Annotated in this window: 21 protein-coding genes and 1 pseudogene; 6 read left to right on the plus strand and 16 right to left on the minus strand. The window is 46.5% G+C overall.

Features of this window, described 5'->3' with window-relative positions; genetic code table 11:
* Nucleotides 1–156: 156 nt before the first annotated feature.
* The 3 genes and pseudogenes from AC1TPC_RS18420 to AC1TPC_RS18430 all read right to left on the minus strand — a co-directional run bounded on the left by AC1TPC_RS18420 (nt 157) and on the right by AC1TPC_RS18430 (nt 3270).
* Nucleotides 157–1186 (minus strand): annotated as a pseudogene (locus tag AC1TPC_RS18420) (IS630 family transposase).
* A 378-nt stretch (nt 1187–1564) separates the two neighbouring features.
* Nucleotides 1565–1948: a hypothetical protein gene (locus AC1TPC_RS18425; protein ID WP_482068258.1), complete on the minus strand. Its 384-nt coding sequence runs from the start codon at nt 1946–1948 to the stop codon at nt 1565–1567.
* Between the two features lie 14 nt (nt 1949–1962).
* A complete protein-coding gene (locus AC1TPC_RS18430) occupies nt 1963–3270 on the minus strand; it encodes a polymorphic toxin-type HINT domain-containing protein (RefSeq protein WP_482068259.1) in 1308 nt (435 codons plus the stop codon).
* 384 nt (nt 3271–3654) lie between these two features.
* On the opposite strand from AC1TPC_RS18430, the gene AC1TPC_RS18435 reads away from it, so the two are divergent.
* Nucleotides 3655–4605 (plus strand): DUF4358 domain-containing protein, encoded by a 951-nt coding sequence (locus AC1TPC_RS18435; RefSeq protein WP_482068260.1) that lies wholly within the window; start codon nt 3655–3657, stop codon nt 4603–4605.
* A 322-nt stretch (nt 4606–4927) separates the two neighbouring features.
* Here AC1TPC_RS18435 and AC1TPC_RS18440 read toward each other — a convergent pair whose 3' ends face one another.
* From AC1TPC_RS18440 to AC1TPC_RS18460, 5 genes are all read right to left on the minus strand, one after another.
* Complete coding sequence (locus tag AC1TPC_RS18440; protein ID WP_482068261.1) at nt 4928–5803, minus strand: hypothetical protein; 876 nt, start codon at nt 5801–5803, stop codon at nt 4928–4930.
* 166 nt (nt 5804–5969) lie between these two features.
* A complete protein-coding gene (gene fucU, locus AC1TPC_RS18445) occupies nt 5970–6404 on the minus strand; it encodes an L-fucose mutarotase (protein WP_482068262.1) in 435 nt (144 codons plus the stop codon).
* Between the two features lie 42 nt (nt 6405–6446).
* Nucleotides 6447–7952, minus strand: a complete 1506-nt coding sequence (locus tag AC1TPC_RS18450; protein ID WP_482068263.1) for a rhamnulokinase — start codon at nt 7950–7952, stop codon at nt 6447–6449.
* A 50-nt stretch (nt 7953–8002) separates the two neighbouring features.
* Complete coding sequence (locus tag AC1TPC_RS18455; RefSeq protein WP_076266723.1) at nt 8003–8662, minus strand: class II aldolase/adducin family protein; 660 nt, start codon at nt 8660–8662, stop codon at nt 8003–8005.
* Nucleotides 8663–8677: 15 nt separating this feature from the next.
* Nucleotides 8678–10468, minus strand: a complete 1791-nt coding sequence (locus AC1TPC_RS18460) for an L-fucose isomerase (RefSeq protein WP_482068264.1) — start codon at nt 10466–10468, stop codon at nt 8678–8680.
* Nucleotides 10469–10595: 127 nt separating this feature from the next.
* Here AC1TPC_RS18460 and AC1TPC_RS18465 point away from each other — a divergent pair, with 127 nt between their 5' ends.
* Entirely contained in the window at nt 10596–11615 is a 1020-nt protein-coding gene (locus AC1TPC_RS18465; RefSeq protein WP_482068265.1) for a LacI family DNA-binding transcriptional regulator, read from the plus strand.
* A gap of 411 nt (nt 11616–12026) precedes the next feature.
* Nucleotides 12027–12176: a hypothetical protein gene (locus AC1TPC_RS18470; protein WP_482068266.1), complete on the plus strand. Its 150-nt coding sequence runs from the start codon at nt 12027–12029 to the stop codon at nt 12174–12176.
* Nucleotides 12177–12246: 70 nt separating this feature from the next.
* On the opposite strand, the gene AC1TPC_RS18475 is transcribed toward AC1TPC_RS18470, so the two are convergent.
* On the minus strand, nt 12247–13185 hold the full coding sequence (locus tag AC1TPC_RS18475) for an NADP-dependent oxidoreductase (protein ID WP_482068267.1): 939 nt from the start codon (nt 13183–13185) through the stop codon (nt 12247–12249).
* Nucleotides 13186–13190: 5 nt separating this feature from the next.
* Nucleotides 13191–13688: a MarR family winged helix-turn-helix transcriptional regulator gene (locus AC1TPC_RS18480; protein WP_482068268.1), complete on the minus strand. Its 498-nt coding sequence runs from the start codon at nt 13686–13688 to the stop codon at nt 13191–13193.
* A gap of 380 nt (nt 13689–14068) precedes the next feature.
* Here AC1TPC_RS18480 and AC1TPC_RS18485 point away from each other — a divergent pair, with 380 nt between their 5' ends.
* Nucleotides 14069–14209 (plus strand): VOC family protein, encoded by a 141-nt coding sequence (locus AC1TPC_RS18485; protein ID WP_482068269.1) that lies wholly within the window; start codon nt 14069–14071, stop codon nt 14207–14209.
* A 245-nt stretch (nt 14210–14454) separates the two neighbouring features.
* Here the strand turns inward: AC1TPC_RS18485 and AC1TPC_RS18490 are convergent, their stop codons facing one another.
* From AC1TPC_RS18490 to AC1TPC_RS18500, 3 genes are all read right to left on the minus strand, one after another.
* Nucleotides 14455–15063 (minus strand): hypothetical protein, encoded by a 609-nt coding sequence (locus AC1TPC_RS18490; RefSeq protein ID WP_482068270.1) that lies wholly within the window; start codon nt 15061–15063, stop codon nt 14455–14457.
* Between the two features lie 154 nt (nt 15064–15217).
* Nucleotides 15218–16306, minus strand: a complete 1089-nt coding sequence (locus AC1TPC_RS18495; protein ID WP_482068271.1) for a tetratricopeptide repeat-containing glycosyltransferase family 2 protein — start codon at nt 16304–16306, stop codon at nt 15218–15220.
* Between the two features lie 120 nt (nt 16307–16426).
* Nucleotides 16427–17281 carry an AraC family transcriptional regulator gene (locus AC1TPC_RS18500; RefSeq protein ID WP_482068272.1) on the minus strand — a complete coding sequence of 285 codons (855 nt, stop codon included), beginning with the start codon at nt 17279–17281 and terminating at the stop codon, nt 16427–16429.
* Between the two features lie 149 nt (nt 17282–17430).
* On the opposite strand from AC1TPC_RS18500, the gene melA reads away from it, so the two are divergent.
* Nucleotides 17431–18729 (plus strand): alpha-galactosidase, encoded by a 1299-nt coding sequence (gene melA, locus AC1TPC_RS18505; protein ID WP_482068273.1) that lies wholly within the window; start codon nt 17431–17433, stop codon nt 18727–18729.
* A gap of 152 nt (nt 18730–18881) precedes the next feature.
* Here the strand turns inward: melA and AC1TPC_RS18510 are convergent, their stop codons facing one another.
* From AC1TPC_RS18510 to AC1TPC_RS18520, 3 genes are all read right to left on the minus strand, one after another.
* Nucleotides 18882–19157, minus strand: coding sequence for a DUF6171 family protein (locus AC1TPC_RS18510; protein WP_482068274.1), 276 nt, complete (start codon nt 19155–19157; stop codon nt 18882–18884).
* Nucleotides 19158–19167: 10 nt separating this feature from the next.
* On the minus strand, nt 19168–20661 hold the full coding sequence (locus AC1TPC_RS18515; RefSeq protein WP_482068275.1) for an alpha-N-arabinofuranosidase: 1494 nt from the start codon (nt 20659–20661) through the stop codon (nt 19168–19170).
* Nucleotides 20662–20886: 225 nt separating this feature from the next.
* On the minus strand, nt 20887–21663 hold the full coding sequence (locus AC1TPC_RS18520) for an alpha/beta hydrolase (protein WP_482068276.1): 777 nt from the start codon (nt 21661–21663) through the stop codon (nt 20887–20889).
* Between the two features lie 263 nt (nt 21664–21926).
* Between AC1TPC_RS18520 and AC1TPC_RS18525 the strand changes: the two genes are divergently transcribed.
* Nucleotides 21927–22907 (plus strand): aldo/keto reductase, encoded by a 981-nt coding sequence (locus tag AC1TPC_RS18525; protein ID WP_482068277.1) that lies wholly within the window; start codon nt 21927–21929, stop codon nt 22905–22907.
* Nucleotides 22908–22946 lie beyond the last annotated feature (39 nt).

The raw sequence follows: 22946 nt of genomic DNA on the forward strand, positions 1-22946 counted from the left end.
ATGCTAAAATCTAGCAATACCTGTCGATTCATCATTTCCACTTACATTTTTGGAAGTAGTCCCCTATGACATCGTGTATTAAGGCTCATTACTATGGACTTTCGAAATTCAGGATAAACTTTAACTCTATATAAGTTGAACTATTGAATATCCTGATTAAAACCTAACACAAAGACGGTCGATGATGGTCAAAAGGGTTTTCATTATCTCATCCATGAATTGTTGCACGTTGGCGAATCTCTTCGACTGTGTGGTAAAAAACGTTGTTAATGACATCTGATTTGAGCCATTTCCACAAACCTTCGACAATATTGAGTTTCGGGCTGTATGGAGGCAAGAATACAAGTTCAAGTCGATCTTTCATCTCGTCCGGAATGGTGCGAGTAGCTTTGCATGATGAATTCTAGCATTGTCTAATACGATCACGATTTTGTCTTTGGGATAGGCGGTGATGACTTTAAATCTAAAAAGGTCTCGGCTGTATACTGTTCATCTTCCTGCCACACCAGCTTGCCTGTTGCGTAATCGACGGTTGCAAGAAGCTTTACACCGCGATGTTTGCCTGTGGTTTGGATGATACGCTGCTTGCCGCGGAGAAACCACGTTTTTTGAATCGTTTGGTAATCGCGGATCATGGACTCGTCTTCAAATAGCAAATGGTCGATTTCGTCATTCATGTATCTTTTTTTAAATGCGGAAACGTAGCTTCTGAAAATACCCTTTGTTTTTCTTCATCAGCCGCTGCCAAGGTATAGGTTGGTTTGGTGTAGCTTAGTCCCTGACGGTGCATCATTTTGGAGATGCCACGAAGCGAATACGACTGGCCAAATTCCTGTTTGATATAGGCAGCAATGATCTCCAGTGTCCAATTGTGCCGTGCAGTAAAACCCACATCATGCGGAATGGAGCCCACAATGATCTGCTTCAACTTTTCCTGCTGTTCTTGGGTTAGTCGGACAGGTGCGCCTGGAGAATGGTTCAATTGCAGACCAGGAAGTCCTCCTGTTTTATAAGCCTAGATGTAACCCTTTACCGTTTTTGCATTTCGGTTGATGATAAGGTCAATCTGCTCCACTTCGGTTCCTTGCAGAAACAAATAAAGTGTCTGGTACAGTTCGTACATCCGATGATCCTTTGCTTTTTTCATCGCGGTTTCGATTTCTTGAAATGCAACTGTGTTTTCCATTCTGATTTCCTGCCTGTCTCTTCGACATGCATAAGCCAAATCCTTACCATAGTTTTCCAATATTTAGTTCATCTTATATAGTTCTTCTATGGTAAGGGGATGAATGTTCGTTTGTTTTTCCATACGCTATTTATTCGCATTACGAGCTCTGTATCCTGCTGCCAGAGATGGCCAAATGGCGAACATTTGCTTTAAATGACCGTGTTTGCCTTGACTTGCGGGTGCGCTTGACGCTTGCACACAGGCATGTTAGAGGAATATCATACGGGGGTGATGAGGGTTAAGTTCTTTCAGGCCGTGCCGCCCTATTCTATCGGCACTGGTGGAGTAAAAGAAAGACCTTGAGAATTTGCCGCCTCAAGGTCATTCAAGCAAATATTATTTTGTCAGCTCTAGAAACTTAACCTCCAAACTTCTTGCACCAACTAAACAACCAAAATCTTCCGGATAATCCTCAGGAACAAACTTAAAAATATGATAACCCTGTTCAACTTGAAATTTTCTATTTACTTTGTATACTTCCTCTCCTTCAAGAATAAATAATACATTATTCGATGTATCCGTACGCCATTCTACGGGTGCTGAAACGAAAAACACATCCTTAAAGTGAATTTCTAATTCATGAGGGTACGATAAACTTTTCCCCCCACCAACTAAAAGTTCATTTTGTCCATATTCAATTATTTCAAAATCGAACCACAGTTCTTTTCGAATATGATTATTTATTTTGTCAATTATTAATGAAATTCCATTTTCACTCATAGAATTCACGTCCTTTAAGGTAGTTGAATATGTGTATCAGCCGCTGCTTGTGCATTATAGTTAGGACTCGATGGTTTTAATGTATTAGTATGATGCCATACTCCGTTTTGGTCAATATATTCCCATCCATAACCTTGATCATTTGCATCAGTCCCCTGTTGCCTTCGTGCAATCCTATAAATATTCCCGGTTTTCCCGTAACTAGGGTCTGCCGCATGAACCCTAGCTTCAAAATCATACCCATCTTGAGACCACTTTTGCTTCCATTTCCCTGCAGCTGCAGGTACACTTGATAAATTTTGTTGTTTCAGCGCTTGGTTGAGGTAATACTTGCTATCCAAGCAGTCAATATTATGAACCCAAATTCCCAAGTCACTTACAAAGTAGGTATGGAAATCAGCAACAGTAAAATTGTAAACCTTAACTTTCTCATCGTGTTTAATAATGTTAATTTTATCAATCGTCAAGGTATTTCCATTGCTCTGCTGTAGTTTATCCCCCACCTGCAAGTCTGCCGCTAGTACCCAACCCTTACCTTCAACCCAAAACGGATGATTATCGGTTGTTTCAATAATTTGATCTCCTACTGTAAGTTTATAGGTGATCTTTTTATCATTTCGATACAAATGCGTGACTTCCTTGTAAGCCTGCTCGCCAGTCTCTTCATTCTTGGAAAGAACCTTATCTCCGACTTCAATGTCTTCGATATTTTTCTCCCCTTCGTCTGTTAGCACTTTGGTCCCTGATGTAAAGCAATTACAAGCTGCCGTCTCTTTACCCTTCTCTTTATTATGAAATTTACTCAAAGCTTGGCCGAGCTTAGGGAGCGCCTTCGTCAGAATCTTGATCGCAGCGCTGCTTCCCATTATCATCTGAAGCACATTCCCTAGCTGTTTGCCATATTCGAAGACCCCAGCATCACTAGGTTTGCCAGAAAACACTTCCTTCGAATTCCGTGCCAAATATTCGAATGGACTAACCAATGACGATCCGACAGCGTATGCCAAGTCTCCGAAGTTTACATCTCCGCTTACTATGCCGCGTATCAGCTGGTACAACGCATTTGGTGTCTGCAGGATATCCAGTACCGCATCAACGCCGGATTGTGCAATCACACTCAGCAAATTATCAATTTGCCATAATGCCATATGCCCTGATGGATCAATATACATTACAGGGTTATTGTAAGCATATGTGTACGGATTTAATGACATCGGATTCGTTATTATTCCTTCGAATGTATCCTTACTAATGAAGCGGCCCGAAACTGGATCATAGTATCGAGATTTCAAAAAGTAAAGTCCCGTTTCATCGTCGTGCATCTCTCCCGTATATTTAAACGGGTTCGAAATCTCCTGGAATTAATGTAGGTTGTTCTATCCCAATCCTCTCCTTAATAAAACAATGTATTTATTGAGAATATTGGTAATTCTACTAATGTGGTTATTAGTTTGTTTAAATTTGCTCATCTTGAAACAGCCACCCTTTACCTTCAACCCAGAACTGATGATTATCGGTCGTCTCGATGATTTCTCAACGTACAACTTAATCACGTTGATTACGGAATAAATCTGTTAATTCTTTGTACGCTGTTTACCCATTTGATTCGTTCTCATCCTTGGCAAGAACCATAAGAATATGAATCTAGCAACTTTCCAAACTAAACTAACGTCTAATATACAACGATGATTAAAGGGGCTAACTAGATGTTTCCGATTAAAAATTCCGTGGCGATATTTGCGATCATGATTACCGTCATGGCAGCTGGCTGCAGCAATGGTGCCAATGAAGAGAAAAATAGCGTTAACCAAACCCATACGACGAGCGCAGCCGATGAGCTTACAGCGACAGATCCGGCGGATGAGTCAGCAGCGACAAAAGAGCCTGCTTCGACGATAACGCCAACTGCAACGGAAGAGCCGGCGGCTACGGCAGCTCCTGCGGAGGACGCTTCAACCGAGAAGCCTGCAAGCACATTAGCACCGACGAAGGATGCTTCAACCGAGAAGCCTGCGGAGACAAAAAGACCGATCAAGGACTCGGAATCGAAAAAAACAGAAGTGGCTATGCCGACCAAGAAGCCAGCTTCAACACCAAAGCCGGCACCGACAGAGAAGCCAACTAAACAGCCAGGCGCAGTTATTCCAACACAGAAACCAAGTGTGAAGCCTTCGGCAACGCCAACGCCTTCCACCATTACAATGGCGACGCCATCGCCTACACCTAAGCCAACAACGAAGCCAGATCCGGAAAATCCGTTCGGTGAGGTTACTGTTGCCGACATTGCAGCCAAAATAACAGCAGATGCCGGACTCGGACCGCTAACGGCTGTTGAGGACGATCAAGTGAAGGACGTCTATGGCATAGACATGGAAGCTCAGCTGGTTGACGGCATTTTCTATCAGCCTAAGATGATGATTCAAGCTGGTGAATTCTCCGTCGTCCACCTCAAATCGGAAAAAGACTATGCAGATATCGAGGCAGCATTCGAGAAGCGAGCTGAAGCGATACAAAAAGCGTTCGAAACGTATTTGCCTGACCAGTACGAGCAAGCGCTAAACTACCAAATAATAAGCAACGGGAATTTTGTCCTATTCTCCATTTCTCCGGACCAGGAAAAGACAGCAGAAATCTTTAGCGGCTTTTTCAAAAAATAATCGATAGTTATCATAAATATAAGCTGGGGCAGCTCTTTTAGGTGAAAGCACCTAAGGGCTGCCCCAGCTTATTTGTTATTCCCTAAAGTATTGCTGAATTCGTCCAATCAGCCTTCGCTGAACGATCCAAATAAATCTGCTTAAAACGCTTGTAACTTCCAATAAGGCACCTTCCGGCAGCATTTTCACAAATGGGATCAGTACGAGGACGTCGTTTATTACGGGATTTTGCGCGAGGATTATTTGAAGATAGGCTCTGTCGAATAATAGTTTGTTGAATCATAGACAAACAAAGGGACTTCAAATGTTGAAGTCCTGATCTCTAGTCCCTATAATCATAGCCTACGACCGTTTCGGCTTCTGCATCGATATAAATGCCGATTGGTCCAAGTAATGGATCTAGTTTTGTTTTGAAAATAACCCGAACGATTTGGTTGTCATTCTTTGCTTTTCCATCTCGATTGGAAGGTATATATTCCCATCTAGACGGCGAGACTTCAGCATAATACCAATTCTCAATAACCGTATCTTTCTGTTCCTCCAATAAAGACTTCCAAGCGATTTCGCGCATTTCCATTGCCACATAAGTTGCATTTTCCGGGGCTGGAGTCGTTAGTTCAAATTCCACTTTTTCACTATATCCTGAAAAGCCGCTGCCATTTTTTTGCGTGCCAACAAATTCAGTCCTCAAATTAACCGTTTTGTGGGGAGAGATAGAAATGACTTTAGCATCAAAAACTACTTCAGCAGGTGGTTCGTTGATCAGAGGTCTTATAGACACGCTTTCCGCTTTGCCGTAATTATATACGGTAACCGAGCAACTCGCTAATACAACATTCTCTTCCCCGGTGAATGTACACTTATTATCTTTTAAAGAATAATCCATCTTCTCTACCGAGGATGTATGATATAGAAGTAGAAAGAGGCTTTTCTCCGAAGCAAACGGGAACAACCATACGAGCAAGATGCAGCCGATAATCATTTGATTACGGAATTCTTTACCTTTAGAATGATAGGCTCTGCGCGTTAAAATTACAGCGACGAAAAACAGAGTAATGCCAATGATCCCTGGGAGATAAAAACCGGTATGATCAATGTATGTCCATGGAGATAAACCAAATGTGTTTAACATGTGATCGCCTAGTGATGTCCCCGTATGGTCTTTAAGGATAATGAGTAATGCAACAAAAATGAGCACTGGATACAATCTCTTTTTTTTCAGAGCAAATACCTCCTATTAGTCAACGATAACAAGTATATGTCTCTTATAACGCAAACCAACACCAATATGTTACATATGTGGAAAAAGACTGCCCCGGTTTCATCCGCGAAGCAGTCTTTATCATCATCAGTTTCCTTATTATCTAACTATCCGCAATAACGCCCTTCTTCAAAATAAGATTGGCGTACAGTGCACTCTCACCTGTAGCGATAACAGCGTAAGCCTTCTTTGCCCGCTCGTAGAACGCGAAGCGCTCCACCTGCTCGAAAGGCTCCGAAAGCCCCGTCCGCTGCTCGATGATTGAACGATATTGCTCCCAAATTGGCGTTTCCACCGTATCTCCGGCAACAACCTGCATAAGCGCAGCTGGCTTCTCGACGTATTGGTCGAGCGGGAACAGCCGCAAAATCGCGTCAAGCAGCTCAGGCACATTATGCCCGTCGGCGCGGATAAGGCGCTGCGCATGGCTCGCCCCCGGAAAGTTGCCGTCAGCGAGGACGATTTCGTCGCTATGACCCATTTCACTGAGCACCTTAAGCAGCTCAGGGGAAATAAATTTCGATATGCCAATCAGCATGCTTGCCCCGTCCTTTCTAAATGCTATCGTAATAAATAATCGCTATTTCATTACCTCGGTTAACCGCTCAAACGACTCAAACGCCGTATTCCATTCCATCGTTTGCTCAGGGGCATATTCATCGATAGGAAATGACGCTGCGACAAGCTGGCGCGCGTCCTGCAAATTGGCGCATTCGCCCATTGCTACGAGCTGCATCAACATGTTGCCAATCGCACTCGCTTCCACTGGCCCCGTCCAGACAGGACGGCCAATCGCGTTTGCCGTTAGCCTGCACAGCAGCTCATTTTGAATGCCGCCGCCAACCATATGCAAGCCGCTGAACGACTGCTCCGTTAAAGCTTCCATCTGTGCTAACGCCTGACGGTATCTGAGCGCAAGGCTTTCTAGTATACATCTTGCGATTTCACCTACCGTCTGTGGAACCGGCTGCGACGTTTGGCGGCAATAGGCTTGAATGCGGCCAATCATGCCGGACGGCGCATAGAAGGACGGATCGTCGGGATGAATGAAGCTGCGGAACGGCTCGGCGCGTTCCGCTTGAACTACGATGTCAGCAAACGACCAATCGTTGCCCTGCTCCTCCCATTCCCGCTTGCATTCCTGCAATATCCATAAGCCCATAATGTTCTTGAGCAGTTGGTACGTCCCCCCTACTCCGCCTTCGTTAGAGAAATCGAGCGCCTGTGCCTCAGGCGTAACGAGCGGTTCTGGAAGCTCCGTGCCTAGCAGCGACCAAGTGCCGCAGACGAGATATGCAAACGCGGATTCGCCAGCAGCTGGAACGGCTGCTACTGCTGATTCCGTATCATGCGTGCCAACCGCTACTGCCATAATCGGCGGGACATCAAGCTCAGCGCAAACATCTGGCGTTAACATCCCCACTTTCGTGCCCGGATGAATCGGCTCTATAAATAGATGGCTCGGAATGCCGAGCTCACCCATAACCTCCCTGTTCCACTGCTGCTCCTTTGGCTGATAGAGCTGCGTCGTAGTCGCCATCGTAAACTCGCATACTTTCTCGCCAGTCAGAAAATAAGCAAGCAAATCCGGCGTGAGCAGCAGCGTGCTTGCCGCCGCAAGCTTGGGCGACGCCGCCTTTTTCATCGCATACAGCTGGTTGATCGTATTGAAGGGCATAAACTGCAAGCCGCCTTGCTCATACATGCGGTCTTTGCCAATCAGCTCGTTCAGCTCTTCAATGATTCCCTCTGTTTGCGGATCGCGGTAATGGTAAGGGTTGCCGAGAAGCTCCCCATTGGCATCCAATAAGCCAAAATCGACGCCCCATGTGTCAATGCCGAACGTTTGCGGCGCATAGCCTTCTTGGAAGGCTTTGCGAATAGCAATCTTCAGCTCCTGCAAGAGGCGCAATATATCCCAGTGCAAATGGCCGCCAACGGCGATCGGCTGATTCGGAAAACGATGAATTTCGGTCACCTTCAGCTTCTTTTGCCCGCTTGCCTCATCAGGCAGCAGCTCGCCGATTAACGCCCTGCCGCTGCTTGCGCCTAAATCAAACGCGAGCACGGTCGCAAGCTTCGTCATGCTTAAGAGCCCCCTTTACGTAAAGCCAGCGCCATGATGGCGCCAGCCGCTTACTTCATCTTTTGCAGCAATTCGATGCGGTACGCTTCGCTCTCAAGCGATGCGATCTCTTCAAATTCTTCCTTCGTAAGCACCTTCGGCTCGCGGATCGCTTTGGCAATCAAATAAATTTTTGTGCTTTCCTCCACGACTTCGGTACGGTAATACGCCTCGCGCAAATTGCGTCCCGATGTCACAAGCCCATGGTTGCCGAGCAATACGGAGCTTGCTTCATTCACTTTCGCTACATAAGCGTCAGCGAGCTTATCCGTCGTTGGAAGAACATACGGTACGTAAACGGTTTTGCCGACGAGCGCCGCTTGGTCCGGGAACATGATCGGCAGCTCCTGCTCAACTAATGTAAAAGCAATGCAATATGGCGGATGAGTATGAACGATTGCCCCGATATCTGGGTTTGCGCGATACGCATAAAGATGCATGAGCACCTCAGAGGACGGACGCAGACCGATATCCGTAATTTCTCCCGTCTCGATATCCACCTCGACCCATTGATGCGGTTCTACTTCATCAAGGGCGAAGCCGCTTGGCGAAAGGTACATTTTACCCTCGAATTTAGCGCTGATGTTGCCGCCTGGTCCTACGACCAGCTTGTTCGTTACCGTCTTGCGCGCATATTTGCATAGCTCATTGCGAATATCTGTGCTGCTCATTGTAAAACCTCCAATTTATTTATAAATAGGCCCGAAATTTTGACAAGCACGGTAATCTGCGCTCTCCGCATTGGCTGTTCCGAACAAGCCCCATGCTCTAGGACGGAAAATACGTTCTTCTGGAACATTATGCATATTGACCGGAATCCGAAGCATGGAAGCGAGCGTAATTAAATCAGCGCCGATATGCCCGTAGCTGATCGAGCCGTGATTCGCACCCCAATTGTCCATTACCTCATATACGGAGTGGAAAGCGCCCTCTCCCGTAATGATTGGAGCAAACCAAGTCGTAGGCCAAGTTGGATCTGTACGGTTGTCCAGCGTGTTATGCACATCCTCCGGCAAATCGACCGAATAGCCTTCCGCAATTTGGAGCACAGGACCGATGCCTTTAACCAAGTTGATCCGAGACATCGTCATCGGCATGCCGCCGCGTGTTAAGTAATCAGAAGAGTAGCCGCCGCCGCGGAAATATTCTACGGAAGCTGGGCGCCATGATGTAGCGTTTAAACATTTTTGCGCCTCGTCCTCGGAAATTTCCCAGAAAGGCTTCATAGCCGGTTGGCCGTCTCTTGTCTGTTCGCCAGTACCATCCATCGTTGCCGAGCCCGAGTTGATCAAGTGAAGGAGACCGTTCGCTGCCGCTCCCTCGAGCTTATGTCCAGTTACGCGCTCAACCGATTCAGGGCTCCAGTACGTACGAACATCCGCGAAAATTTGAGCAGTATTCGTAAGCAGGTTGCCAAACAGCATCGCCACGCCGTTCAAGCTGTCATTTTCCGTTGCCACCATATAGGGAGCACGAATTCCGTTCCAATCGTACGAGGAATTAAGCAGCGTTTCCATGAAATCGCCGTTTGGAAAATGATCCGTCCACTGCCGCTGGCCTTGGAAACCTGCTACGATCGCGTTGTGGCCGCCTGCCTCCTCGCCGAAGCCAAGCTCTGCAAGCCTTGGATTGCCGACCATGAGGTCACGGGCAATTTGCGTCATTTTGACAACGGTTTCCCAGTCTGCATCCTTCTGTTCTCTCGAAGTTTGAAGATGGGAGGGATTGTTGTCCTTGCCTTCAATACAGTTTCCCTTCACCCACGTAAGCGCTTTCTCGAATTCCACGCCATCATAAATATTTTCTTCCATGCGGCGTACAAATTCAGTCATGTCAATATATTCGGTACGCATGCCAAGATACTCTTGGAAAAACGCGTCGTTCACGATTGATCCTGCGATGCCCATCGAAACCGAGCCCATGGATAAATATGATTTGCCGCGCATATACGCTACAGCAAGTGCCGCTTTGGCAAAACCAAGCAGCTTGTCTTTCACGTCAAACGGAATGGAAGTGTCGCCTGCATCCTGTACATGCTCGCCATAAATGCCGAACGCCGGAAGCCCTTTTTGCGCATAGCCGGACAATACCGCCGCCAAGTATACTGCGCCTGGACGCTCTGTCCCATTGAAGCCCCATACCGCTTTCGGAATGGAAGGGTCCATATCCATCGTTTCCGTACCGTAGCACCAGCAAGGCGTAACCGTTATCGATACCCCTACACCGGATTTGGCAAATTTATCGGCGCATGCCGCCGCTTCAGACACGCCGCCAATACAGCTGTCCGCAATGACACATTCAACAGGCTCGCCGTTCGGATAGCGCAAATGCTCCGATAACAGCTTCGCAGTCGCGATTGCCATGTTCATCGTTTGCTCCTCTAATGATTCGCGAACCCCTTTCCGTCTGCCGTCAATGGTAGGGCGAATGCCGATTTTTGGAAATCCGCTTTGGAAACGCAAGTTTGAGTCCGTCATGAATAAAACCTCCATTAGGTTAAAATAATGTTATCGATAACCCCAAAATAACAATAAAAAAGGTTGCTGTCAATGACTACTTTTCTGTATGATAGAAACTATGATTTAGCGATAAGGGGACAAAATTATGGTAACGATTTATGATGTAGCGGCCAAGGCTAGCGTATCCGCTATGACCGTCTCCAGAGTTATCAATAACACTGGCAAAATAAGCGAGAAAACAAGAGCAAAGGTGAAACGCGTCATGGAGGAGCTTGGTTATGTGCCCAATCAAACGGCGCGCAGCCTCGTGCTCCAGCAGACGAAGCTGCTCTTTCTGCTCATTACCGATATTATGAACCCGTTCTATACAACGCTCGCTCGCGGAGCCGAGGATGCTGCGAAGCGCTCCGGCTACCGCCTGCTGTTCGGCAACAGCGATGAAAGCTTGGAGAAGGAATCCGATTATATCACGACGATTTTGACAACGCGCGTCGATGGCGTTCTGGTTGCGCCTGCCGGCGACCCTTCGCTGCCTCATCTGGAATCGCTGCGCAAGCATAAAGTGCCGTTCGTGCTGCTTGACCGCGAAGTGCCAGGCATCGATTGCGACATTGTGCTTGGGGACAGCAAGGATGGCGCGAGACGGCTCGTGGAGCATCTTGCCTCGCAGGGTCATCGGACGATTGCGATGGTAAACGGCTCTGCTTCAATCTCCAGCGCGCGCCTGCGGCTGCAGGGCTATCAGGATGGGTTGAAGCTCAATGATTTGGCGTATGACGAGCGTTATGTATTTGAAACGAGCTTTGGGCCATTAAGCGATTTAACGGAAATGGGCCAATGGCTGGATCAGCTGAAGCCTGCTCCTACCGCGATTGTGGCGGGCAACAACGTGCTTGCCGTCGAAATATTAAGGCTGCTGCGCGACCGGGGTTTGCGTGTGCCGGAGGATATGTCGATCGTATGCTTCGATGATCTTGGACCTTATTCGGAGGTCGAGCCCTTCTTGACCGTTGCCGCCCAGCAGGCTTACCAATTCGGCTACATGGGCATGCAAATGCTCGTCGAGCGCATTCAAGAACGCGAAACCGCGCTGCCGTGGAAAAAAATCGTTTTGCCGGCAGATTTGTTGATCCGCAGGTCGGTGAAGGAAATAGCGCAGCTTTAGATGGTGCTGTAGCTTATTGAACATAATGAAAACGAGCCTTTAGAATCGCTTGACCTGTAACCCAGTTAGAAGGACACTTTGAAAAAAGTGCCCCTCTTGCGAGTCACAGTTCAGCTTATAAGGCTCGTTTTGCGTATTGGGAGGGAATCGTATAACGTCTTCCCCTCCCCCTCGCAGCAGAACTGAATTAACAGGAAAATGTCCCTCTAATTTTTTAATATCACAGCGAATAAATCAATTAACTGGAAAACCTCCTGTTAAAATCAGGAATTTCAATCACATTCAATAGAAAACAGAAAATTAGCTGGAGAAATTCCCTCTAATACAGTTTTTCGAACGAATTTGCTTGAAATAACGGGAGTTTTTCCCGTTAATCTTCCCTTCGTGTGTTTTTCATCGGTGGATTTAGTAGTGGTTGTGCTAGAGGTGATACTGGCGGATTTACTGGTGGCTGTGCTAGTGGTGGTGCTGGTGGCTGCGCTGGTGGTGTTGAAAGAAAATAAAGTATTAGACTACCGATGCGTCATTAAACTAACTGACAGTTTAATAAGTAAGAAATAAAAAATGCAGCTGATCCCAGAATCGGCCGCATTTCTTGTTATATATTAAAAAAATGAAATATCTCTGGGTCTCAGAGAGGATTAACGTTTAAAAGTATTCTGCCGCGCCCGTGTCTGGCTTCACTTTTTTCATGCGCCTTTTTTGCTTCACTCAATAAAAAAACGGAGTCAATCTCTGCTCTTAATGTACCGTCAGCGATTAAATTTGCAATGACTGAGAGATCCTCATTTGTTGGAAATTTAGAATTAAATTTAGCCGTTATGCCATATTGCTCAGCTTTTTGTGCGTTGGGGAGCTGTGTTAGAGAAACCAGCTTTCCGCCTCGTTTTAGAACAACCCAAGAACGGTCTTCCGTATCACCACCTACAGCTTCAACAACCAAGTCAACATCGGAAGCCATATCTTCAAATTTTGTTGTTGTATAATCAATAACTTGATCGGCACCCAAAGCTTTTACATATGCCAGATTGGAGGTTGAAGCCGTGCCAATGACCGTTGCACCTTTCCATTTGGCCAGTTGTACTGCAAACTGTCCTACGCCCCCAGCGGCTGCATGAATAAGCACGGTTTGTCCTTCTTCCAGTTCCCCTTCTGTAAACAGTGCCTTCCAGGCCGATTCTGCTCCTCCTTTTATTGTGGCGGCATTCTCGAAGCTTAGGTTTTCAGGCATCATCACTAGATCTGTTTCCCGTGCAATCCCGTATTCCGCATATCCGCCATTTACATTCCCAAATACTTGGTCACCTTGTTGGAAGCGCGTTACTCCTTCACCGACGGAGGCTACAATTCCGGATACAGAGGTACCGGGTGTGTAAGGTAGTTCTTTAATAAAAACATTTCGAAGCCAACCGTTCCGGATTTTCCAATCAAGAGGAATAGCAGCCGCTACGACGATTTTCACCAATACTTCGCCTTTACGAGGCTCCGGTACAGGGATCTCTTCTAACTTCAACACTTCCGGCTCCCCGTATTGGTGAACTTGAATAGCTTTCATTGTCTTTTCACTCATATTTCTCATTCCCCTTTTATAGTATCATCTAGAATTGAATCCAGCTTAGAAGCAATTTTTACCGATAGGCTCTGTAAAACCTTTTTTTCGTGTTCGGACAATTCTTCAGTTGTAACCATTTCAAGTTTATTCCAAGCTTTCCGAACCTTCTCTTCCAATGCTTTTCCTTCATCGGTCAGTGAAACGAGGGTCACTCTGCCATCTTCCGAAGAACGGGTACGGGTTACCAGACCAGCATCTTCCAAACGACGAACCGATTTTGCAATTGTCGAATGATCCAACCTCAATGTTCGACCTAGACTATATTGAGATTGAAGATTTTGTTCCCACAGCTGCATAAGAATGATCTCTTGTCCAGGAAATAGGCCTGTTTCCCGTATCCAATGTGCAGCCAATCCTCGGTGGGATCTTGCCAGTGCAAAGATGGAGAAACTTATCGGAAACTGACTTGCGATACTACCGTCTAGATCCGACAGTGTCTTTTCTTTTTGATGTGATTTCATTACATTTCACCACCTTCGATATATACTGCTCCCCATAAACTTCAGCAAAATGGGGATACTCTGTATTATGTTGCCGGCAACATAAATATAATATAGATTTACGTGGTTGGCAACATATTTTTTCAAAAAAACTTACTACTTCAGCTAAGAATTAACTAAGTCCGGGGAAAAGTAAGGATACAAGAACCCCTTAAGAAATACAGTACTGATTTAGAGGAATGAGCTCTTCTTGAGTTCCTGTACACTAGATTATTTCTTCTAAAAACATTTGTCTATTGAACTAAAGGCAGTATAGTTGAAAAAGGAACTTAAATTAAAATCTCGAATATCTAATGTAATCGGATAGCTAAAAATTTGATGACAGACAGGGGTTAGATACAATGATAAAAGGTTTCGGAGGAATATTTTGGAGAACTAAAAATCTTGAAGCTATAAAAAAATGGTACGAGATTAGTGAATTTGGAAAGTTTATTTGGATTGAAGATCCTGAAGGTCGACTGGTTGAGCTTTGGGAGAAATAACGAGTTGTAATTCATTTGCTAATGATCAAACGGGGAACGATAAAACAACAGCAGTCTAGGACTTTGTTTTCTAGTCCATGGCTGCCGCTTTTTTACAGGTGCTTGTGCTTGAAGCTGTGTTGGTTAATGTATGTTTGCTAGTGTTGGTGGTTAATCGAAAAGAAAAACGAGCCCCTAGTATCTCCACTAGCGCTCGTTTGCGTATCATTATTCATTTATTCGATTCCCCTTGACTCGTTCGCACACTATCTAATTCTAGCTCCTTCAAAACGGGTAGCTAATCCACTTTGAATTTCCACGTTTTTTTCAAGAACAGTAGCAAATACTTCCACTCTATCGCGCGCTTCTAATTCTACTAAACCGCCTGCATCAATAATGCCGCTTGTCGTCGTATAATCTTCTTGATCTGAAATTCGAGGCACGCCATTGACTTTAATCTCTAACTCTAGCGTGTATTGCGTCTCTGTAACGGTTTGAAAAAATACGCTTGCAAAAAGCATGTATACGCCATCTTGTTTAGGGCGAAAAGTCGAGTTAGCCGAATTATATTCATTGCCCAGATCCAATTCTTCCACCTGATACTGAACTTTTGCAGTCACATCATCAAGCAGATTTTGATCAACACCGGACACTGCTCTAAACGCGGAGTTGCGTTTTATTCTTGCCTTGCTGTCACGCTTCTTTCTGACAATTGGCTTACAGATAATCGTCTTGCAGATTCGTTTCTTTGTAATAGCAGGTTTGCTAGCGCGCTTCTTGCTGACGGTTTTCTTGCAAACGATGGTCTTGCTGACACTCTTGCGAACAATCCTCTTGCAGACGCGTTTTTTCGTCCCTATTCTTGATAAAGTCATTGCCTCTCCTCCTAGTAAACTTGTTCTAGCATTATTTATCATATGGTTGGCTGCTTCTAATAGATACGATATTAGCCTGGACAAAATGAAATAGGCTTCCCCTGGCACTGCTGCAAACAACTGATTGCAGATTGCCTGAAAGCCTTTATCATCTTCACTTCAAATAACCTTTTCTGCGCAAATGCTTCTCCAGCACTTGTTTGTTTTCTAAAATAGTTGAATCGTTTGGCGCGAACGAAAGCGCAATTTCATTATGCTTATAGGCTTGCTCCAATTGCCCAAGCTTGCCATAGCATTTCACGAGCTGAAGATGGGGAAACCATGTCCAGGCCATGTTATTGATGCTGCGCAAACGGTCGTTTGGCTTCTCCAGCTTGAGCGCCAATTGGTACCAGTTAACAGCTTTCGCAAAGTCGTTGTTCTCCTGAAAATAGTAGGCGATCCGGCATACATAATCGGCACGCGGAACGTCGTAGTTGAACGTTTTTAACAGCGATTGAAGCTCCTGCTCTTTATGGCCAAGCTCATGATGACAGTGAGCCGTTCGATCACAAGCTAACAATTTATCTTCAAAATAACGATTTGGATCGGCAATAATCGTATCGTAGATTTCGATTGCTTTTTCATAATAACCATGGGCCGTTAGCTCCATTGCATATTGCAGCTGCTGATGATTCGAGAGCGTGACCCCCTGCGCAAGCCTGCTTTCATAAATGCGCAAATTCCGCTCCGACTTCTCATGCACCCGCCCATGACTCACAGCAACGTCAGATAAAATGACTTTTCCCGTAACCGCTAACTGCTCATGCACCGGATCTTGCCATTGAAATTGACGGGAACGCTTCACGAGCCTATTTCTTTTGGTAACGACAGTTGGCTGGCCGAGAGGGTCGAACGCAACGCAGTAATCCATGCAAACAGAGTCGACAGCCGGATCCAGGCTTAGCTTGAGCGCTTTGAACTCCTCTTGATCCTTCTCCTGCAGCAAATCGTCCGCATCCAGCCATAGAATATAGTCCCCGGCAGCATGTCGAAATGAAAAGTTTCTAGCAGCTGAAAAATCATCGATCCACTCAAAATGAAAAATCCGGTTCGTATAGTTAGCGGCAATTTCTCTCGTACGATCGGTAGACCCTGTATCTACGATAATGATTTCATCTACCAGCTCTTTTACGGAATCCAGGCATCTTGCTAGAACCTGCTCTTCGTTTTTGACAATCATGCATAAGCTTATCGTAATCACGGCTTTCACACCTCCATTACCTGTTCCTAGACATTATATGGAGCATGGACTTGACGTGTTTGGACAAAAGAAAAAAGTTATACAGCCTGAAGCCGTACAACTTTGCATAGAGGAGCTAGACTATTCTTTCAGTAGATTTTTCCGAAAATCGGTAGGAGATTGCCCGCTCCATTTATGAAATTGCTTGGTGAAAAAGAGAGGATCGTTGTAGCCGACAGAGGCAGCGATCTGGGCGATCGTAAGCTCTCCCTCCAGCAGCTCCTCGGCCTTCTTCATCCGCACCTTCAATAAATATTGCATGGGCGGCAAGCCAGTCGCCTCTTTAAATAGCCTCGTTAGATGTGCTCGATGGTAGCCGAGCGTACGGGCGATGCTTTCAATGGACAGCTGCTGCCCATACTGTAAGGAAAACAGGCGAATAGCCTGATCGATTTGGCGGTACGAGCGGGGGGCTGGAGAGTCAGCCTCTGTATTTTCCGTTAGCTGCAGCCTGCCGAGCTCATGCAAAATCAGCCTTAGCCAGCCTGAGGACTCCATGTTACCAAGCGCAGGTGCATTCGTTTTCTCCATGCTTTTGCGCATGCTTTTGAACATTTTCTGCATGACGGGCAGCGAGCAATCGCGAATGACTGCTTGGTCTGGCGTAATGCCGATCGAGCTGAGCGACGATTCTACGATGTCGCCCGAGAAAGCGACCCACATATACTGCCAGGGGCTGCTCATGCTTGCCTCGTATTTGACCAAGATGTCTGGGAAGATGACGAAAGCATCGCCAGACTTGCACGAATAAGCCTTTCCTAGCGTTTCGAATAGCCCTTCGCCGCCGAGCACAATATGAATTAAATAATAATCGTGAACCGCCGGCCCGATAAAATGTCCAGCGACCGGCTGCCCCTTCCCGCTAAATAAGACGGACATTTCTCCTTTTAGCGGAGCTGCATTAATGCTTAATGAAATACTATGATGCGTTTCCATCGTCACACCTCCATGCGGGACCGCTCTAGCTATCATACTAAATGATGCAACATTTCTCCATATAATGCTTCGTTCCTTCCATATTCATTTCCCTTTTTCCTCCTTATACTATAGGAGTCAGCAATCATCCACTAGGAGGCTATTGTCTAATGTCTAAAATTACATTTATTGGCGCAGGCAGCTCTGTATTTGCCAAAAATATTCTCGGCGACGTCATGCAAACCCCAGCGCTTCAAGGTTTTGAAATCGCTTTATTCGATATTGACGCCGAGCGTCTACATGATTCCGAGCAAATGCTGCTCAATATCAAGCAAACAAGCGGTTCCACTTGCCAGATTAAAGCCTATACCGACCGTAAAGAAGCACTTCGCGGAGCTAAATATATCGTGAACGCTATCCAAGTAGGCGGCTACGATCCATGCACCATCATCGATTTTGAAATTCCAAAAAAATACGGCCTGCGCCAAACGATCGCCGATACCGTTGGGATCGGAGGCATTTTCCGCAATTTGCGCACGATTCCCGTTATGCTCGATTTCGCTCGCGATATTAACGAGGTATGTCCGGACGCGCTGTTCCTGAACTACACAAATCCGATGGCTGTGCTCACCAACGTGATGAATACGTACGGCGGCGTGCAAACCGTCGGCCTATGCCACAGCGTGCAAGTATGCGTGCCGCATCTGTTCGAGCATTTGGATCTGGATCCAACAGGCGTTAAATACAAAATTGCGGGCATTAACCATATGGCATGGCTGCTTGAAGCAAGCAAGGATGGCGTCGATCTCTATCCGGAAATTAAACGCCGTGCGGCAGAGAAGCAAAAGGAGCAGCACAAAGATATGGTGCGCTACGAGCTGATGCTGAAATTCGGCTATTACATTACCGAATCATCGGAGCATAACGCCGAATACCATCCGTACTTCATCAAGCGCAATTATCCAGAGCTTATCGAAAGGTTCAATATTCCGCTCGATGAGTATCCGCGCCGCTGCGTGAACCAGATCGAGCGCTGGGAGTCGATGCGCGAGTCGCTCGTCAACGATCGCAATCTCGAGCACTGCCGCAGCCATGAGTATGCATCTTACATTCTTGAAGCGATTGAATCGAACAAACCGTTCAAAATCGGCGGCAATGTGATGAATACCGGCTTGATTACGAACTTGCCGAAGGAAGCATGCGTAGAAGTACCCTGCTTGGTCGATGCAAATGGCGTAACGCCAACGTATGTCGGCGACCTGCCGCCGCAGCTTGCAGCGCTGAACCGTACGAATATCAACACGCAGCTGTTGACCATCGAAGCTGCAATTACAGGCAAGCGCGATCATATTTATCACGCTGCCCTGCTCGATCCGCATACATCAGCTGAGCTGTCTATGGATGATATCGTGTCGCTTTGCGACGAGCTCATCGAAGCGCATGGCAGCTGGCTTCCTAGCTACAAATAATGAGAAAAAAAAGGTGACCAGCTGCCAAATGGCTTCTGGTCACCCTTTTTGTTAGGATAGCTCCTGCATTTTGCAAACAAAATGGGTTCCTTATGCAATAAAGCCGCTCTCCCTAATAGCGGAAAGCGGCTGTCTATTGTCTTCACTATTGATTAAGCATGTTTTGCCCAGCGGCTTTCGCCCGGCAATGGACAGGCACGGTCTTTGTATTTGGCGGCAATTCGCACGAAGCAGCCGCAGACGGCGCAAGTTGTGCCATATTGAAACTTCGTGCAGTCGCTGCATTGCCGCAAGCGCTGCTCATACACATCATCCGGCACGCTGATGTCCGATTGAAACATCGGCGCCGCCAAAATACGATCGATCTGCTCATCCGTTACACGGTACTCGTCACGGCAGCCTTTGCACTGATTTTTGCTGCTCATCATAAGGCGTTCCTTATTCCGAAATCAGTTCAAGAACGGTAACGGACATTGGCGATAGCTTCGCGCTGATCGTTGCGCCATCTACCGTAAAGGCTTGATAAGCGGTAGGCACTACGGCGTCAGGCTGCTCGAACGTATTGTGAGCATCCTTGATTGCCGCGGTAAGCTCCGTACCCGACACCTTAAGCGCTGCGCCAGCTAAGCCGCGAAGATCAATTTCAACGTCTGCACCGGACTGATTGTCCAGATTGCACAAGCTGACATGGATGCGCCCTTCCGCATCCTTCGATGACGATACGGATACCTGCGGAATCTTCTGATCGTTATGGGCGTAATCCTGGCTGTCAATCGATGTCGAAAGCAGCGTTGCGTCCTGATGCACCTTGTACATATCAAATACATGATACGTTGGCGTCAGAACCATTTTCTCGCCCTCGGTCAAAATAACCGATTGCAGCACGTTGATGACCTGCGCGATGTTAGCCATTTGTACCCGGTCGCAATGGTCGTGGAAAATGTTCAGCGTAATGCCTGCCACAAGCGCATCGCGAATGGTGTTCTGCTGGTAGAGGAAGCCTGGGTTCGTGCCCGGCTCTACATCGAACCAAGTTCCCCACTCGTCTACGATTAGACCAATTCGTTTACTAGGGTCATACTTGTCCATAATCGTTGAATGACGCTCGATCAGCTCATCCATCCATAGCGCTTTCTTCAGCGTGGAGTACCACTCATCCTCGGAGAAGCCCGTCGCCGCGCCTTTTTGCGACCAGGACTCGCCGGGAAGTGTGTAATAATGAAGCGAAATCGAATCCATCATGCGATGCGCTTCACGCATCAGAACTTCCATCCATTGATAATCGTCAACGTTAGGTCCGCATGCGATTTTGTGGATCTTGTTCTCGCCGTAGTTGCGCACGTAGGTTTGATATCTTCTATACAGATCCGCATAATACTCCGGACGCATGTTGCCGCCGCAGCCCCAGTTCTCGTTGCCGACGCCAAAATATTTGACGTTCCACGGCTTTTCTCTGCCATTCTCTCGGCGCAGTTCCGCCATCGGCGAAACGCCGTCAAACGTCATGTATTCCACCCATTCAGACATTTCCTGAACGGTGCCGCTTCCCACATTGCCTGAGATGTATGGCTCGCACTCCAGCATTTCACACAGCATCAAAAACTCATGGGTGCCAAAATGGTTGTTTTCAACGACGCCGCCCCAGTGTGTATTAATCATCCGCTTGCGCGACTCGCGCGGACCGATGCCGTCCTTCCAATGATATTCATCGGCAAAGCAGCCGCCCGGCCAGCGCAGCACTGGAATTTTCAGCTGCTTAAGCGCGGCAACAACATCATTGCGAATACCGTTCGTATTCGGGATCTTGGAATCCTCGCCCACCCAAATGCCTTCATAAATGCAACGACCCAAATGCTCGGAGAAATGTCCATAAATGTTGCGGTTAATTGTACCTGCTGCCAAATCGGCGTTAATGGTTACGCGGTTTGCCAAATTAGTCGCCCTCGCTTCTGTATGATTAGAATAAATAACGTATTCAAAATGTTGTTGGATTAATATATTTATTTATCCATACGCATAAACATTAATCCTATACAAAGCATAATGGCAGCGGATACATTTTGCAACCCTAAAATAAATAAAAAAGAAAGCTTCCAGCCTCTCCGGCTGAAAGCTTCCCTCTCTCCATCTATTCACTCGTACCCGCACAGCTGCTGTCTACTCGTTATCGGTTGGAAGCCACTTTAAAAAATGCTGGATATGCGTATCCCAATAGCCCCATTCATGACTGCCCGGACCTTCTACGTATGTCAATGGATAATCTGCCTGCTTGCAGGCGTCGCGAAATGCGAGATTATCATTGTACAAGAAATCCTCCGTGCCGCAGCACTGATATAATGCCGGCTTCGGCAAATGAGAAGGAAATTGCGCTGCTAGATGCAATAAATCCTCATTGGAGCCTTTAATCTCTTTATCTCCATAGATAAGGTTGAATAACGGCTTCATATGAGCCGGGTCCTTGATGTGGTTTGCCATATCGAGTGCGCCTGACAAGCTGCCAGCAGCTGCGATTCGATCAGGATGTCTAAGCGCCCATTTGAAAGCGCCGTAGCCGCCCATCGACAAGCCTGCAACATAATTATCCTCGCGTGCGTCTGATAAAGGGAAGAACGATCTGGCGACAGCCGGAAGCTCTTCCGTTAGAAAGGTCCAATATTTATTGCCGTATTCCATATCGGTATAAAAGCTTTGATGCACATTCGGCATGACCACGGCGAGCCCAAGCTCTGCTACATAGCGCTCGATTGACGTTCTTCTTGACCAAATCGTATCGTCGTCGGATAAGCCGTGCAATAAATATAAGGTTTTGTGCAGCTTCTTGCTGCTGCGATTATTCATTCCGATTTGCGAGGATGTCTGCTGCGGCAAAATAACGGTCATAGACGTGCTTAAGCCCAGCGCTTCCGAGAAAAAATTGCAGGTAATATAAGCCAATCGATATTCCTCCCAAACAAGATGTAGTGATGCTAGCCTTCTTCAACTAGCATTCTTTGAACACAGCACGAATCACTAAGTAATGTAGCATCAAAAAGAAGCGCTTGCAACGATAGCTTGCAGCAGGTTAATTTCATATAACAGGTGTGTCTCAAGGTTAGTTAGTGAACTTTTTTTCAGTGCTTATATGTTTCGAAATAGAGCGGTATAATAGAATCCGATTGAAGGCTACATATAAAACGATTGCGGAGGTTGATAAAATAATGAAATTGATGCCATTAGCTCGTCGCGGAATATCAGACAGTAGACTTGTGATAGGCTGCATGGGGCTTGGCGGAAGCTGGGACCTCGCAGATCCGATTACATCCAATCATATCTCTCAAGCGGAGGCTGCAGTTGAAGCAGCCTTGTCAATCGGCATTACGATGTACGATCATGCAGACATTTATACAAGAGGCAAAGCCGAATCCGTATTTGGACAAGTGCTCAAGCAGCAGCCTAAGCTGCGCGAGCAAATTGTCATTCAATCCAAAGTCGGCATTCAAATGGCGGATGGCGTATTGCCAGGACGCTTCAATTTCTCAAAGGAGCATATTTCGACTTCGGTAGACGGCATTTTAGAGCGGCTTGGCACAGAGTACTTGGACGTTCTGCTGCTTCACCGTCCAGACCCGCTCATGGAGCCGGACGAAATCGCTGAAGCCTTTACAAAGCTGAAGCTCGCAGGCAAGGTACGCAACTTTGGCGTTTCTAATATGAGTCCTGGCCAGATCCGTTTCTTGCAGCGTGAATTGCCAGATCCAATTGTCGTGAATCAGCTAGAGATGAGCCTGTTGCGTCATGACTGGGTCGATCATGGCGTTCACGTCAACCAAAAAGCTGGATTAAAAGATAGTTTTCCTGAGGGGCTTATGGAGTTTATGCAAACGGAAAATATTCAAATTCAAGCGTGGGGTCCGCTCGCTCAAGGCAGGTTTTCCGGCAGACCATCGGAGAATGCGAAAGAAGCGGAATTGCAAACAGCCGCTCTCGTTAAGCAACTGGCCGTTGAGAATGATACAACTCCGGAAGCGATCGTGCTTGGCTGGCTGATGAAGCATCCTGCACGTATTCAACCCGTTATCGGCACCGTAAATCCAGAGCGTATTATGGCATGTAAAGATGCTGAAAAACAAGCAGAAAAGATGACAAGAGAGCAATGGTACACCCTTCTCGTAAGCGCTAGAGGCGTAAATATGCCTTAAGTCGCATTATTTGCCGTTTTCCATTAATATTTTTTCATT

Source organism: Paenibacillus sp. Y280 (assembly GCF_056786335.1).

Excerpts from the sequence above, each read along its gene's own strand:
- AC1TPC_RS18485 (WP_482068269.1), top strand. The coding sequence starts at position 14,069 with ATGATAAAAGGTTTCGGAGGAATATTTTGGAGAACTAAAAATCTTGAA.
- AC1TPC_RS18455 (WP_076266723.1), bottom strand. The coding sequence starts at position 8,662 with ATGAGCAGCACAGATATTCGCAATGAGCTATGCAAATATGCGCGCAAG.
- AC1TPC_RS18450 (WP_482068263.1), bottom strand. The coding sequence starts at position 7,952 with ATGACGAAGCTTGCGACCGTGCTCGCGTTTGATTTAGGCGCAAGCAGC.
- AC1TPC_RS18475 (WP_482068267.1), bottom strand. The coding sequence starts at position 13,185 with ATGAGTGAAAAGACAATGAAAGCTATTCAAGTTCACCAATACGGGGAG.
- melA (WP_482068273.1), top strand. The coding sequence starts at position 17,431 with ATGTCTAAAATTACATTTATTGGCGCAGGCAGCTCTGTATTTGCCAAA.
- AC1TPC_RS18460 (WP_482068264.1), bottom strand. The coding sequence starts at position 10,468 with ATGACGGACTCAAACTTGCGTTTCCAAAGCGGATTTCCAAAAATCGGC.
- AC1TPC_RS18430 (WP_482068259.1), bottom strand. The coding sequence starts at position 3,270 with ATGCACGACGATGAAACGGGACTTTACTTTTTGAAATCTCGATACTAT.
- AC1TPC_RS18490 (WP_482068270.1), bottom strand. The coding sequence starts at position 15,063 with ATGACTTTATCAAGAATAGGGACGAAAAAACGCGTCTGCAAGAGGATT.
- AC1TPC_RS18500 (WP_482068272.1), bottom strand. The coding sequence starts at position 17,281 with ATGGAAACGCATCATAGTATTTCATTAAGCATTAATGCAGCTCCGCTA.
- AC1TPC_RS18425 (WP_482068258.1), bottom strand. The coding sequence starts at position 1,948 with ATGAGTGAAAATGGAATTTCATTAATAATTGACAAAATAAATAATCAT.
- AC1TPC_RS18465 (WP_482068265.1), top strand. The coding sequence starts at position 10,596 with ATGGTAACGATTTATGATGTAGCGGCCAAGGCTAGCGTATCCGCTATG.
- AC1TPC_RS18435 (WP_482068260.1), top strand. The coding sequence starts at position 3,655 with ATGTTTCCGATTAAAAATTCCGTGGCGATATTTGCGATCATGATTACC.
- fucU (WP_482068262.1), bottom strand. The coding sequence starts at position 6,404 with ATGCTGATTGGCATATCGAAATTTATTTCCCCTGAGCTGCTTAAGGTG.
- AC1TPC_RS18510 (WP_482068274.1), bottom strand. The coding sequence starts at position 19,157 with ATGATGAGCAGCAAAAATCAGTGCAAAGGCTGCCGTGACGAGTACCGT.
- AC1TPC_RS18525 (WP_482068277.1), top strand. The coding sequence starts at position 21,927 with ATGAAATTGATGCCATTAGCTCGTCGCGGAATATCAGACAGTAGACTT.
- AC1TPC_RS18480 (WP_482068268.1), bottom strand. The coding sequence starts at position 13,688 with ATGAAATCACATCAAAAAGAAAAGACACTGTCGGATCTAGACGGTAGT.